At 49.1% G+C, this 14,345-nt stretch carries 15 protein-coding genes; 11 read left to right on the forward strand and 4 right to left on the reverse strand.

What is annotated here, in order from left to right; all coding sequences use genetic code 11:
- Positions 1-5: 5 nt before the first annotated feature.
- The 4 genes from Q1B47_RS01845 to Q1B47_RS01860 all read left to right on the forward strand — a co-directional run bounded on the left by Q1B47_RS01845 (position 6) and on the right by Q1B47_RS01860 (position 4,668).
- Positions 6-1,079: a branched-chain amino acid ABC transporter permease gene (locus tag Q1B47_RS01845; protein ID WP_299787730.1), complete on the forward strand. Its 1,074-nt coding sequence runs from the start codon at positions 6-8 to the stop codon at positions 1,077-1,079.
- A gap of 217 nt (positions 1,080-1,296) precedes the next feature.
- Entirely contained in the window at positions 1,297-2,544 is a 1,248-nt protein-coding gene (locus Q1B47_RS01850; protein WP_299787733.1) for an ABC transporter substrate-binding protein, read from the forward strand.
- 52 nt (positions 2,545-2,596) lie between these two features.
- Complete coding sequence (locus tag Q1B47_RS01855; protein WP_299787736.1) at positions 2,597-3,415, forward strand: ABC transporter ATP-binding protein; 819 nt, start codon at positions 2,597-2,599, stop codon at positions 3,413-3,415.
- Between the two features lie 23 nt (positions 3,416-3,438).
- Positions 3,439-4,668: an AMP-binding protein gene (locus tag Q1B47_RS01860; protein ID WP_299787739.1), complete on the forward strand. Its 1,230-nt coding sequence runs from the start codon at positions 3,439-3,441 to the stop codon at positions 4,666-4,668.
- 122 nt (positions 4,669-4,790) lie between these two features.
- Here the strand turns inward: Q1B47_RS01860 and Q1B47_RS01865 are convergent, their stop codons facing one another.
- Positions 4,791-6,500 carry a proline--tRNA ligase gene (locus Q1B47_RS01865; RefSeq protein ID WP_299787742.1) on the reverse strand — a complete coding sequence of 570 codons (1,710 nt, stop codon included), beginning with the start codon at positions 6,498-6,500 and terminating at the stop codon, positions 4,791-4,793.
- Positions 6,501-6,805: 305 nt separating this feature from the next.
- Between Q1B47_RS01865 and Q1B47_RS01870 the strand changes: the two genes are divergently transcribed.
- The 7 genes from Q1B47_RS01870 (at position 6,806) to Q1B47_RS01900 (ending at position 12,084) form a co-directional block, all read left to right on the forward strand.
- A complete protein-coding gene (locus Q1B47_RS01870; RefSeq protein WP_299787745.1) occupies positions 6,806-7,303 on the forward strand; it encodes a hypothetical protein in 498 nt (165 codons plus the stop codon).
- 7 nt (positions 7,304-7,310) lie between these two features.
- Positions 7,311-8,069: an EAL domain-containing protein gene (locus Q1B47_RS01875; RefSeq protein ID WP_299787748.1), complete on the forward strand. Its 759-nt coding sequence runs from the start codon at positions 7,311-7,313 to the stop codon at positions 8,067-8,069.
- A gap of 43 nt (positions 8,070-8,112) precedes the next feature.
- A complete protein-coding gene (locus Q1B47_RS01880; protein ID WP_299787752.1) occupies positions 8,113-9,279 on the forward strand; it encodes a methyl-accepting chemotaxis protein in 1,167 nt (388 codons plus the stop codon).
- 9 nt (positions 9,280-9,288) lie between these two features.
- Positions 9,289-9,747: an Rrf2 family transcriptional regulator gene (locus Q1B47_RS01885; protein ID WP_299787755.1), complete on the forward strand. Its 459-nt coding sequence runs from the start codon at positions 9,289-9,291 to the stop codon at positions 9,745-9,747.
- Positions 9,748-9,890: 143 nt separating this feature from the next.
- Complete coding sequence (locus Q1B47_RS01890) at positions 9,891-10,205, forward strand: hypothetical protein (protein ID WP_299787758.1); 315 nt, start codon at positions 9,891-9,893, stop codon at positions 10,203-10,205.
- Positions 10,206-10,332: 127 nt separating this feature from the next.
- Entirely contained in the window at positions 10,333-10,755 is a 423-nt protein-coding gene (locus Q1B47_RS01895; RefSeq protein ID WP_299787761.1) for a VOC family protein, read from the forward strand.
- Positions 10,756-11,583: 828 nt separating this feature from the next.
- Positions 11,584-12,084, forward strand: coding sequence for a hypothetical protein (locus Q1B47_RS01900; RefSeq protein WP_299787764.1), 501 nt, complete (start codon positions 11,584-11,586; stop codon positions 12,082-12,084).
- A 453-nt stretch (positions 12,085-12,537) separates the two neighbouring features.
- On the opposite strand, the gene Q1B47_RS01905 is transcribed toward Q1B47_RS01900, so the two are convergent.
- From Q1B47_RS01905 to rcsF, 3 genes are read right to left on the reverse strand one after another with little or no spacing between them, the layout of a single operon-like run.
- Entirely contained in the window at positions 12,538-13,164 is a 627-nt protein-coding gene (locus Q1B47_RS01905; protein WP_299787767.1) for an acyltransferase, read from the reverse strand.
- Positions 13,161-13,883: a tRNA (N6-threonylcarbamoyladenosine(37)-N6)-methyltransferase TrmO gene (gene tsaA / locus Q1B47_RS01910; RefSeq protein ID WP_299787770.1), complete on the reverse strand. Its 723-nt coding sequence runs from the start codon at positions 13,881-13,883 to the stop codon at positions 13,161-13,163. The genes Q1B47_RS01905 and tsaA overlap by 4 nt, the downstream gene beginning before the upstream one ends.
- A gap of 53 nt (positions 13,884-13,936) precedes the next feature.
- Positions 13,937-14,323: an Rcs stress response system protein RcsF gene (gene rcsF / locus Q1B47_RS01915; RefSeq protein ID WP_299787773.1), complete on the reverse strand. Its 387-nt coding sequence runs from the start codon at positions 14,321-14,323 to the stop codon at positions 13,937-13,939.
- Between the last annotated feature and the right edge of the window lie 22 nt (positions 14,324-14,345).

Below are 14,345 nucleotides of genomic sequence, written 5' to 3' on the forward strand. Positions count from 1 at the left end.
TTTTTATGTCTAGTTTGGCAATGCGTCCTTGCGGGGATTTCAGAACCAGTTACAAGAAAGACAATACGATTTTTGAAACCAAGACGATACGTCTGGTGGCTATCGCCGCCATCGCTGTCGCTTGTTTGGCGCCGTTTGTGTTGGATGGCTATTTCTTAACCCTGTTTATTCAGGTCTCCTATTTAGGGATCGCGGCGCTGGGACTCAATATCTTAGTCGGCTTTACCGGACAGATCTCTTTGGGCCATGGTGCCTTCTTCGGCTTCGGCGCATTCGCATCGGCCTGGCTTAATACCAGCTTTAATATTCCGGTTGCCCTGTGTATTCCATTGGCAGGCTTTTTGACAATGGCGGTCGGCATGATGTTTGGTATGCCCGCCGCGCGTATCAAGGGGCTCTACTTGGCCATTGCGACACTGGCGGCCCAATTTATTATCGAGGACTTTTTTGCACGCGCCGAGTGGTTTTCCGGTGGCTCTGCCGGTTCCATGGCATCGCCGGTGAACCTGTTTGGCTTCGAGTTCGATACCGACCAGAGCTTCTACTATATCGCGCTGTTTGCCCTGGTGTTCATGTATATCTGGGGTTGTAATCTGATGCGCAGCCGGGATGGACGAGCGTTTGTGGCGGTACGTGATCACTATCTTTCGGCCGAGATCATGGGGGTGAAGTTGAACAAGTATCGCCTGCTGTCATTCGGGATCTCCTCTTTCTATGCGGGGATTGGCGGTGCGTTATATGCCCACTACCTGGGTTATGTGTCGGCAGAGGGCTTCACCATCTTCATGTCGATACAGTTTCTGGCGATGATCATCATCGGCGGTCTGGGTTCGATTAAGGGAACCCTGATGGGGGTCATCTTTATGGTATTGCTTCCGGAGATGCTGGAGGCGGGTGTCGGACTGATGAAATACACCGACTGGGGCAACACCCCTATGGTGACCGACGGCTTAGCCTATATCAAAGAGATGGCTATCGGCCTGGTGATCATTCTGTTTCTGATCTTCGAGCCGGAGGGGCTCGCTCACCGCTGGGCGCAGATTAAGAACTATTGGAAGTTTTATCCCTTCTCTTATTAGGGGGCCATTTTCTTACCGAGAGTTACCCGCTCTCTTATCCGTAGCTTAGCGCTGCTAAAGGCGGGACTGTTCGTTTCAAGCAGTGTAACAGCAAGCCGCAGAAGGACTTTGTTAAGTAGCCGAAGCCATTTGCTAACGATTAACCATTAACTCGTAACGATAAACTTCTAACTATAACAGGTACCGGCAATCAGCCACTATATTGAAGGAATATGACATGTATAAAAAATTGATACTCGCCTCATCCATCTCAACAGCGCTTATGGGCATCAGTAGTCAGGTTAGCGCCGAAGAGACGATCTTTGTCGGCCACCTTGCCGATATGTCAGGCCCTACGGCCTTCGTGGGTAAACCCTATGCCGATGGTGTGAGAGATTCACTGGCCTACATCAATGCCAATGGCGGCATCAGCGGCACTAAGCTTGAGTATGAAACCATAGATTATGCCTACAAGGTGCCTCAGGCCATCGCCTCATATAAGAAGTGGCAGTCACGTAAGAACATGGTGGCAATGCAGGGGTGGGGAACCGCCGATACCGAGGCGTTAATCTCTTTTGCCGCCAAAGATCAGACGCCAATCTTCTCCGCCTCCTATTCCGGTCATCTGACCGACCCTAAGGGGATCAACCCGAATACCAAAAAACCTGCGCCCTATAACTTCTTCTATGGGGCGTCCTATTCTGACTCCTGCCGCGGACTGGTGCAGTGGGCCGCCAAAGACTGGCAGAGCAAAGGGGGAAAGGGGAAGCCCAAGTTTACTCATATCGGTGCCAACCACCCATTCCCGAATGCGCCTAAGGCGGCATGTGCCGAGTATGCGACAGAGCTGGGCTTCGATGTACAACCCGCCGTTGTGATCTCCATGAAGCCCGGTGACTTCAAGGCACAGTGCCTGAGCCTGAAGAGCTCGGGGACTCACTATGGCTACATAGGTAACTTAGGTGGCTCGGTGCAGTCACTGATTAAATCCTGCAATACCGTAGGCACCGAGATCCAGTTTATGTCCAATATCTGGGGCGGTGACAAGCTGGTATTCAAGGCGGCGGGAGAGGGGATTAAGGATTATGTCTTCCCGACCATGACCCCTTTCTGGACCGACGAGGTGCCGGGCATGAAGTTGGTGCGTGAGATATCTAAGATGTCTGACACCTCCGGCAGTGAGGAGCGTCTGCACCATTATATCCGCGGGATCTGCTCAACCTTCTTCATGAAAGAGTCGATGGAGTGGGCTAAGGCTAACGGCGGCGTGACCGGAGAGAATGTTAAGAAGGGGATGTATGCCCAGAAAAATTGGGTACCTAAGGGGCTCGAAGGCGTGTGTCTTGCCGCAACCTGGACACCGGAGGATCACCGTGGCATCAATCAGGTGAACATCTATAAGGGGAACTTCAACGGCGGAGATATTCGTGTCGAGAAGGCCGATCAGGTGACCCTTGAGCGTCGTGTTGACTGGTTAGGTTATTAATCATTCCGGGGCGTGACTCAGGTTACGCCTCCCATTATTTCAGGGAGTATGTATGACACAAGCAGCTCAGATACAGCCAGCGACACCCGTGTTATCCATCAATAACATCGAAGTTGTCTACGATGATGTTATCCAGGTGCTCAGAGGCGTGAGCATAGAGGTGCCAAAGGGGAAGATCGTTACCCTGCTGGGACCCAATGGTGCCGGCAAGTCCACCACGCTCAAGGCCATATCCGGTTTACTTAAAACTGAAAATGGCGACGTCACCCGCGGTGACATCAGTTTTATGGGTCGACAGATCGACAGGAAGAATGCCGATGATATCGTTCGCTCCGGCGTGTTTCAGGTGATGGAGGGACGCCGTATCGTCGAAGATATGACGGTGATTGAAAACCTGAAATTAGGCGCCTATACCCGCAATGATAACCAGATCAATCAGGACATTGAGATGGTCTTCAGCTACTTTCCCCGCCTTAAGGAGCGTACCGGCCTGGCAGGCTACCTCTCAGGCGGCGAGCAGCAGATGTTGGCTATCGGTCGCGCCCTGATGGCGCGCCCTAAGATGATCTGCCTCGATGAGCCCTCTATGGGATTGTCGCCTCTGCTGGTGAAGGAGGTGTTCGGCATCATAGATAAGATCAACAAGGAGCAGGGGATCACCATGTTGCTGGTGGAGCAAAACGCCAACTATGCCCTAAAGGCCGCCGACTATGGCTATATCATGGAGTCCGGCAAGATTGTACTGGATGGAACCAGCGAACAACTGCTGAATAACGAAGATGTGAAAGAGTTCTACCTGGGTGGCGGTAACGATAAGAGAAAAAGCTTTAAAAACTTAAAGTCATATAAGCGTCGTAAACGTTGGCTTTAAAAGATAAGTGATTAGGGGGGGATATGAATAGCGTATATGATTCCGATGAGCTGCAGAGTCGAACCCGGCGTGAGAGCGACCTGCTCACCCGTTTACCGGCGTTTCTGGCTTATGCAAAACAGGAGTGTGCTCACTATCGACGCACACTCAGTGATATCGATGTGACTGCCATCACCAGCAGACAGTCACTCACCTCTGTGCCCGTCACGAGAAAGTCGGATCTGATCTGTCTGCAGGCCGAAAACCTGCCGTTTGCCGGGCTCAATGCGTCGGGTTCGACCCCGGATCGCATCTTTCAATCTCCCGGTCCCATCTTCGAGCCCGGCCATGACAGCAAAGATTGGTGGCGAATGGGCACCGCCTTCTATGCGGCGGGCTTTCGTGCAGGGGAGCGGGTGCAAAACTGCCTCTCCTATCATCTCAGCCCAGGCGGATTCATCATGGACTCGGGTGCCAGGGCTTGTGGCTGCAGCGTGATCCCAGCCGGACCGGGGCAGACCGAGCAGCAGCTTGATATTATCGAGCGCCTCAGACCCGAAGGCTACTGCGGTACACCCTCATTTCTCAATATTTTGCTGCAGAGGGCGAAGGAACTTGGGCGGGATGTCTCATCGATCAACAAGGCGCTCGTATCGGGTGAAGCATTGACACCGACGCTGCAAGCCAGATTTGAAGAGGCGGGAATTTCGGTGAGCCAAGCCTATGCGACCGCAGATATCGGTCTGATCGCCTATGAGAGCTGTCCGGATAGTGGTCTGGTTGTCGCAGAAGATATCCTGCTGGAGATCCTCAGGCCGGGTAGTCAGGAGCCGGTTGCCGATGGTGAGGTCGGTGAAGTGGTGGTGACCAGCTTTAATCCCGATTATCCCCTCATTCGCTTCGCCACCGGCGATCTGTCATCCGTTATGCCGGGGATGAGCCCCTGCGGTCGAACCAATATGCGGATCAGGGGCTGGCAGGGGCGGGCCGACCAGAGTACTAAGGTGAAAGGGATGTTTATTCACCCCGAGCAGGTCGAACGTATCAGGCTATCCCATAGTCTGCTCGCCAAGGCGAGGCTGGTGGTGACAAATATCGATGACAGGGATCAGATGACACTGCACTGTGAGGTGAGTGATGCCGGGCGCAGCGACATAGATATCACCGAGGTGGCCCAGACAATGAGAGAGGTGACTAAGCTCGGTGGCCATGTTGAGCTTGTGGCACCGGGCAGCCTGAGTGATGACGGTATCGTGATTGAAGATCTGAGGTAGCCATAAACTTGTATCGTCTCTTATTTTGGGTATAAAAAAACGCCTTCAGGTTCATACCTGAGGGCGTTTTTACTGAGTCTTGTTGTCAGCCGCTTTATTTAAGCTGCTTATACCGTTCGGTATTACTTGGCAGACTTAAGGAAGTCGATAATTTGATCGAATGGGATCTCCTGCTTCTCACCCGTACGGCGGTTCTTATACTCGAACACACCGTTATCGATATTACGGTCGCCAATTACGACAACGTGTGGCAGACCGACAAGTTCCATATCGGCAAACATCACACCGGCACGCTCTTTGCGGTCATCGAACAGTACTTCCAAGCCCGCATCTTGCATGTCCTGGTAGAGCTTCTCGGCCATGTCTTTAACACGGTGAGACTTATGCATGTTCATCGGTAGGATACCCACCTTGAACGGTGCAATCGCATCCGGCCATATGATACCGCGGTCGTCATGGTTTTGTTCGATAGCGGCGGCAACCATACGGCTGACACCGACCCCATAACAACCCATCAACAGGGTTTGTGCCTTACCGTTCTGGTCGAGTACATTGGCGTTCATCGCTTCCGAGTAGTTCTTACCCAGCTGGAAGATATGACCCACTTCGATACCGCGAAGCAGGGCAATGGTACCCTGACCACAAGGGCTGGCTTCACCCTCGATGATGTTACGCAGATCGTAAGCTTCGGCCTGTGGAAGATCGCGCTCCCAGTTGATGCCAAAGTAGTGCTTATCGTCCTGGTTAGCACCGGCACCGAAATCACTCATCACGCTGACGCCGTGGTCGATATAGACCGGGATCTCAAGGCCGACAGGGCCAATAGAACCTGGGCCTGCACCAATAGCCTTACGGATCTCAGCTTCGTCAGCAAATTCGAACGGTGACAATACCGCAGGGATCTTCTCTGCTTTGACTTCGTTAAGATCGTGATCGCCACGAACAACCAGAGCGACCAGAGGCGCTTCTTCGGTTGCTCCCTTAACGATAAGGGTCTTAACCGTCTTTTCGATGGCGATGCCGTGGTGCTCAACCAACTCGGCGATGGTCTTAGCCTTCGGTGTGTTAACCAGGCTCATCTCAAGGGTCGGTGCCTGACGAGTCTCGGTTGGCATCGGTGCTTCGGCCTTCTCGATATTGGCCGCATAATCACTCTCGGTCGAGTAGGCGATCAGATCTTCACCACTGTTTGCCAGAACATGGAACTCGTGTGACATGCTGCCACCGATAGAACCGGTATCGGCGATCACCGGGCGGAAGGCCAGCCCCATGCGAGACAGAATGTTGCTGTATGCCTGGAACATAGACTCATAGGTCTCATCCATGGTCTCTTGATCCAGGTGGAAAGAGTAGGCGTCTTTCATCAAAAACTCACGTGAACGCATCACACCGAAACGTGGACGAACTTCATCGCGGAATTTAGTCTGGATCTGGAACAGATTCAGTGGCAACTGCTTATAGGAGTTAACCTCTTTACGCACGATATCCGTAATAACCTCTTCGTGAGTCGGGCCAAGCACGAAATCACGGTTATGACGATCCTGGAAACGCAGCAGCTCGGGACCAAACTTCTCCCAGCGACCGGTTTCAGCCCAAAGGTCGGCGGGTTGAACCATAGGCATCAGGATTTCAACGGAACCGGCTTTATTCATCTCTTCACGGACGATAGCTTCTACCTTGCGCAGCACACGAAGTCCTGTCGGTAACCAGCTGTAAAGGCCTGAAGCGTTACGACGGATCATGCCGGCACGTAACATTAATTGATGACTGATCACCTCTGCATCTGCAGGGGTCTCTTTTTGTGTTGAAAGCAGGTACTTGCTAACGCGCATTACCGATATCCAGTTGTTGAAATAAATAGGGCGACATTTTAGCATTTGTATGAGTGATGTCACCCATGGATTTTGACATTCGTTAGATTTTGTTGAACTTATTCCATCTCTGTTGGCCATCGATGATGAAATACGCGATTAAGCTGGTTAATTTTGTTGTCGCTGATGGCTTGCCTTAATTCACACACCTCTCTTTATAATCAAAGCTTTATTGTGAAATAGTCTTAATTAAATAAACTTGCATTTGAGATGCGTGTTTAATAATATGCATTTCAAATACCCATTAAGTTCAGCATGACTCTACCATGAGCCGATATAACGAAGTATCTATGAATCGTGCCACGCCCAACCAATACTTAATAAAGCCGACGGCGAAGAGTGAGCCGCTGTCACAGTGGCCCGAGATATTGATGGCCCAACATATTCAATTGGAATCTGAGATAAACACCATCTCAACTCTGGTCGCTCAGGGTGAGTGCCACCTGTTGCAACTCGATGCACGGCTTAAAAAACTGATCAAGGGGGTACTGACTCATCTGGAGCTGGAATCATGTTTCTTAGCCTCGGTGTTAGGTAGTTTTAACCTGTCACATCAGCATCACGTTTGCCTTACTCAAGGCTTTCAAGCGCTTGAGCAGACCTGTAAAGAAACTGTCATCTATCTTCACTCCCTTAAATTAGCCTTGGGTAACGGCCCGGTGGAACCGGAACACGCCGTCCGTATTAACCAGCTATTACACGATATTCATGCTCGTCTGGAGAGTGAAGATATTGTCTATTCAATCTTAAAAGAAGCTGCGTGAGTCAACTATGAGATTTAACTATCACGGGCAAGAGGCCCGGTTATCCTGGTTCACACAAGAGTTAGTCACCACATCGCTGGATACTGTATATGGGCGGGAGTTGCTTTGCCGTGGATATATCACCGAGACAGGGGCACAAATTCCCATGGAGGCGCTGATTTCCTATCTATACCTGCACAGCGAAATCCTTCTGACAATGACCTGTCAACAGATCAGGGATAGTTGCGACCATCAGCCTCTCGGGGGAAAGAGTATCAGCAGTTGGAGCAATATCGGCGGCCCCCTGATAGCCGAACAGCATCTATTCCGGCAGTTATGGCGTGACTCGCTTCGTTCTCTTTCCCCTCTCCAAAAACAGGCTCTGGTACTGGAAATATGCGAGAGCGATATTGGTGATGAGCAGGTGATTGAACGCGTTGCGTTTTTAAAAAAGAAGGGTTTTATGATCGCGATGGATGACTTTGGCGCGGGCCACTCCAACCTACTCAGACTCAACCAGGCTGAGTTTGACATCATCAAGCTTGACCTGAATCTGCTGAGTCAGGTGCCAAGCGATCTGTGGGCTGCAAGCTTTTATCGGGAGATCGTTAATCTATGTGCTTCTAAAGGCTGCTTAATTGTGGCTGAAGGGGTAGAAACACCTGCCCAGTCAGACTTTGTACGTTGGGCGGGCGTAGATCTGATCCAGGGATATCTATATTCAACACCCGAACTATGGGTTGATAGCGTAACTAAAACAGCCTATCAACAGCCGATAAGGGCATAAATTCGGAATATATGACTCCTAACCACTTAAAGGAAACATTGGAATGCAATCACTATTTTTAAGAATGCGCTTTATCCACTGGGTTGGCGCTATTGCGCTGTTGATAAACGCTCTGTTTTTTACCGAGCAGATTTTTTCTCAGATCTTACAGTATGTCATTGTGGTATTTTTAATCATTCATGACATCGATGAAAAGCTTTGGGGGGTAGACTCACTGAATGCGATTACTGATTATATGCGTTCATTTGAACGTAAAGACCTTTCGATACCCTGTGAAGTGAATAGTAGCTACAACAGCGAGATGGGCAAGATTTTAAGCGTCATTAATTCGTTTAGACTCAATGTTAAAGATGCCTTGACCGATATTCAGAGCCAGGCCAACACCTCGGATGATATTGCCGAGATGCTGACGAGTAAGGCGCAGAGTATCGCCGGACGGATCCAAGCCCAGGATCAGCGAGTGGAGCATCTGGCAGAGCAGTTTGATATTTTGGATCAGCAATCTCTTGCACTGCAAGACAAGGCCGAACAGACCGAACTGCAGGTCGTTCAAACACGCAAGAACCTATTGGAATCCAATGACTCTATGAGCCAGATGGTTGGAAGTATCGAGTCTTATGTCATCAGCAGTGAGACACTGAAAGAGAAATTCGATTCACTCTCAGAGCAAACTGCATCTATCGGTAATGTGGTATCAGTGATAAATAATTTGGCCGATCAGACTAATCTGTTGGCGCTCAATGCCGCCATTGAAGCGGCTCGGGCAGGTGAACATGGGCGTGGCTTTGCTGTGGTCGCGGATGAAGTTCGGCAGTTGGCCATGTCGACTCAAAATAGCCTTGATCAGATCGATCAGATTATTGTTGGCATCTCTACAGCCGTGCGGCAGGCGGGAGAACAGATGACGTTACAGTCACAAAACCTGACTACACTGTCGAAGCACTCGTCCGCCAGTCAGGATAAAGTGAACGCTGCATGTGGTAGTATTGATGGAATATTAACCTTGATCGGCCGGGAACAGGCTAAGGATAATGTGGATATTCGTTATATCCATAAGTTAGTCGGTGATGTCGCAGGTGAGATCGATGTGCTTAAACAGCTATCCAGCTCCAACGCCAACGACTGTGACGAATTGGAACAACAAGGTAAGCGATTGAATCAGACCACAGTTCAGATCGTCCAACAGCTGGCCGCATTTAAGACTCAATAAGGAGAGGAGATGAGACTCACAACCTTTACAGACTTTGGACTGCGGACCCTGATGTATCTGGCCAGCCTACCTCCTGAGCAGTTGAGCAGTGTTACCGAGGTCACTAAGGTTTATCATTGTTCTCAAAACCATTTGGTTAAGGTTGTGGGGCAGCTGAGTAAACTGGGTTACCTGCAAACAACTCGGGGGAAATATGGTGGGATCTGTTTGGCTATGTCCCCCCGGGATATCAATATTGGGCAGGTGATCCGTCAGATGGAAAAGCACCTGGATGGCGTAGACTGTACCACCTCTGAGTGTGAGCTGGTTGGTTGCTGTAAACTAAAGGCGGCGTTACAAGAGGCGATGGGGGCCTTCCTCGAGGCTATGGGTAACTACACCTTGGCCGATCTGGTGGAAAACCAAGAGCAGCTGACACAAATCTGGAAGGTTGGCGAGATGAGCGGCAGTAAAAAGAGTGGTAAATGAAAAAGTGGGAATTCAGACCGTTTCTGCAAATTTGTTATGCCGTTTCCTGTATAAATCGCTCAAAGGTATATGCTGTAGTATTAGCGAAGCTTCTCTAAGCTAAGTAAAAGCCGATCTTTAATTGTTAATTGTTCTGAGAAGATATGAAATTTAATCATCTGGGTATTCCGACCAATAGTAGCTTTGAAGGTGAAATTGATATTCCACACCTTAAAATAACGGTGTCAGATCATAAAAATAATCCATATGGTATTCAATGGATGAGGTTTTGGCCCGATGCCCCTTATCCTGAGTTGGTAAAATCGGTTCCACATGTGGCCTTTGAGGTTGATGATCTGCTCGCTGAGCTCAATGGTAAAAAGGTTATCATTGAGCCCAACTCTCCGAGCGAGGGGCTAACCGTTGCTTTCATCGAGGTCAATGGGGCTCCGGTAGAGTTAATGCAGTATGCAAAGTAAACCTATACCCAATTAAAGTGAGATGGTTAACAGTTTGCCGGTTAGGTTTAGCTTCATACTTCGGCAGAAGAGTATCAGCTTCTTTGTCGGGCGTTTTTTCCTAACAGGTGATTTTGGGAAATGGAAGATGAAACAGTCAATTGTACATATCGCTCTAGTCGTCAAAGATTACGATGAGGCGATAGATTTTTACGTCAATAAGCTCCGATTTGAACTTATCGAAGACACCTATCAAGCAGAGCAGGATAAGCGTTGGGTGGTGGTGTCGCCGCCAGGATCGAACGGCGTGACGCTGTTATTAGCTAAGGCGTCAAAACCGGAGCAGCATGATTTTATCGGCAACCAATCCGGCGGCCGTGTCTTTCTCTTTCTTAACACCGATGATTTTTGGCGTGACTATGAGCGCATGGTTGAGCAGGGAATTACGTTTGTGCGACCGCCGTCTGAGCAAGATTATGGCACCGTCGCCGTGTTCCAGGATCTTTATGGAAACCTATGGGACCTGCTGCAGCTAAATGATGATCATCCGATGGCGATTAGAACAGCATAAATATTTGGCCTTCGAATGAAGGCTGATTACATTTTCTATGTTGATTCATTTGGCTTACTTTTTATTTGAACGTAGGTTTATAAATTTAACCTTCATCGTTACCTAACGCCTGCCCGGCGAGGGGATGTGCAGATACTTCAGTGGCTCGCTGCAAGTACTTCCTTGTAAGCTCGACGACAGCATCCATGCTGTCAACGGCCACTGCCGCATCTACACTTGGTTATTCCTCTCTTCGATTGAGGTTGTCTTGGCCAAAATGTGCGCGCTTATACTTTTTTTACTAAAATTGACTTCAAGTAAAGTAGCTATACTTTCTCACGCCGCTGTTGGTCCTTAAAGAAGCACCAAAGACATGGCAATGATATGGAAAGTAAACTCACGGATTGAGTAGCATCAAGCTCCTCTCTCAGAAATAAAGAATAAGCAATGACATGAGATTTACGGCTCGCGAACTATGATTGCTAGGTAACTAAAGTATGGAACGAAGGAGAATCAAAACTTTTACCATAAAGTACCTACATTGGTTTGCAATTGTATATGCATTCATCTGGCTTGCTCCCGGTATAGTTGTTTATCCTGTTGATTTTATCAATGAAGCTATTACTGGCATCAAATACGTGGATGGTTGGACTCTGGGCATAATGTTTTGGACAGGTTCAGTTATTTTCTTACCGATTTTATTTTTAGTATTTCTGTTAATTTTCTATATTGTCAAACAAATAGAGAATAGAAGTAGATGATTGCTTGCATGGCTTTTATCAAACAAAACATCAAGTTGGCGCGTTTCACCCGGATTTTTAGGGATGGAGTTCGGCGATAGGTGCCTAAATGATAATTTATATTAGAATCATAGTGATAGTACTTTTAGCTATGATTTCAGGGATTATAATAATTGCGGCTATTACGGTCTCAGGTTATGGGACGGTAGATTTTGATGATGTAAGTTCCATCACACCATATTCTGAAGTTGTGGGCTTAATTGTCACCTCTAAAGAGACGGTTATCCTCCATGGATGGACGGAAGCGGATCATACAGTGGAAACCCCTGTTTTTTACTCGTTTTCACTGTCACCCGGAATCAATAATAGGTTTGTAAAGTCGCGAACAACTATTCCGGCTGGGCTACGGCTTGAAATAGTCGCTGTAGAAAAGTGTGAAAATTGTTATTTGGATTTTAAACCTAGAATAAAATTTAGAGTAAACCCTCGCAATCTTAAGACTGATCATGATTTACCAATATACTTAAATGATTCATTTTTAGTTGAAGAATGGGGGGGGAATAATGAACCGAACACTTATGACTATAGTGTATTTTCAGTCGATTCCTAGCTAGGACTAGCCTTAGAGGCCATATCTCCGCTTGTAATATTTTTTCTAACCAAAAATCATGAGTTAAAGGCTAGCCTCTGACTCATTTCTCTCCAAAATCGTGTTAACAAATAAACCTAAATCGAAGAGATTCCTTTCTCGAAACCAGACTCAGGTGTAAACGCAGCTGTGACCTTCCGTGACAGGGATGTCACGGCAGAGCGCCCATGGATGGGTTCACAGCGAGTCACAGAAGTGTTTGCACATTCGGGTCTTTCTAGACATCCTGTCGCCTCGACATTTGTGCATCCCTGCACAGCACGAGCCGCAGGCGATAGATAAGTCTGAAGTTCAAGGCTTCAGAAAGTTAACCCAAAATGCATTCGGTCCAATGAACCCAATCTAGGAAGATATTTGAAACTTGTTATCTGACAGGTTATTTGGAAGTGTGCAACGAAGATGTGCGGTGTATCCCTACACCTTATCCCTTCTGTCGCCGATAATCCGCGCCGGGTTACCGGCAACAATCGCATAGTCGGGGACATCTTTGGTGACGATACATCCCATGCCTATGACGGCGCAGTCGCCTATGGTGACGCCATCGACGATGCCGGCCTGTGCGCCTATCCAGACATCTTTGCCTATGACCACACCCTTGGAGCTGACATTTTGCCGGTAGATAGGCTTGCCTGGCTGCATGCCATGGTTGAAGGCATAGATGGTGACGTTATTGGCGATCCGGGTCTGGTCGCCTATGGTGATGCCAACGCGGCCGCCGTCGAGGGAGCAGCCGTGGTTGATGGCTACCTCATCACCTAAGGTGATGGGGCCATGCAGGAAGCTGTCGGCGGCTATCATACATAGATCGCCTATCCGGATATCTCTGCCCGGTTCGGCGAACAGGTTGACCTCCGGGGCGATGAAGCAGTTCTGGCCGAATGTGACTGTCTCCAGCGCCATAAACTCCGCCTGCACCTGCTCCTGCCAGGGCTTAGCCCAGCTGAGCAGCTTAGGCTTAAGATTGAAATAGAGCCAGGGCATATGGGAGAGGCGTTTCTTATGCTGAGCCTGATAGTCTGGTGTATTCATACCTGTACTCATACCGAGATGCCTGACTTTATCTCGTGTACCAGGATGCGCCCATCGATGACATGCCAGAGGATATCGAGATCAAACAGGGCGACCTGATAAAGCTTAGCATCGCTTTTGGCCTTCTTATAGGCGGGTCGGGGATCTTGTGCCAGCACACCCTTGATAAGCTCCTCCAGACGTGGGTACTGTTCAAGTTTGCTGTATCCATCCAGTTGTGCCTGTGCCTGCGGGGTAAATTCAACCTCGACCAACTGCGGTGCCTCATGAGCGATTCCGCCCGACGCATCCGGTTGTGAGTCGGAGAAGGGGATATAGGGCTTAATATCTATGATTGGCGTGCCATCGAGTAGATCCATACCTGAGATCTCTAAGATGACACTGCCCTTTTTCTGGTGGATCTTATGTAACTTGACCACCGACTGGCCGATGCCGTTAGGCCTGAAGGTCGAGCGGGTGGCAAAGACCCCCAACTTTTCATTGCCGCCCAGACGCGGTGGTCTGACGGTTGTCTTCCAGCCCTGTGAGAGATTTTCATGAAAAGAGAAGAGTAACCAGAGGTGAGAGTACTGCTCCAATCCCCTCACTGCGTCGATATGGTTATAGGGGGGGCGCAGTTCGACGAAGCCCCGGGCGGCAGGAACGAGCCCCGGCTGTCTGGGAATACCGAATTTTTGCTTATAGGGAGTGCGGCAGAAGGCCACCGCCTCGATTTGACAGTTAAAGGTCATATTTTACAGATCACTGTGTTGGACTAAGAGTGTATCGGACCGGTCGGAACCGGTTATTGGTTGTCTGTCTCAGGCATCTTTATTGCCTGCCCTATGCAGACCGCTCTGCTGAAACAACCCTGACCCTGCTCTTCGAACACCATACACTTCTTGATTAGAATAGCGTTCGCTCCTTTGTCGGCAGCGGCTCTTCTGGCAAGGGTGCGTGCCTCACTTATGGAGGCGGGGGCGTCATTGGCGCCCTCCTGACAGGTTTCACCTTCAACCAAACCGATAGTCTCGTAAGGGACTACCGGCTCTGTATTGCCTTCATATACGGTGACGTCAGATGCTTTAAAGTATTCGTTGATGGCTTCACCGTCCAGGTTGGTATTGAACTGATAGTCGCCGGCACATGCGCTGAGAAGTAAAACTAAGGGTGCGATAAAGAGCGTTTTCATAATTCAGGCCTGTCATTATAAA

This window comes from uncultured Shewanella sp. (assembly GCF_947501225.1).
In the GTDB taxonomy this organism is placed as follows: Bacteria; Pseudomonadota; Gammaproteobacteria; order Enterobacterales; family Shewanellaceae; genus Shewanella.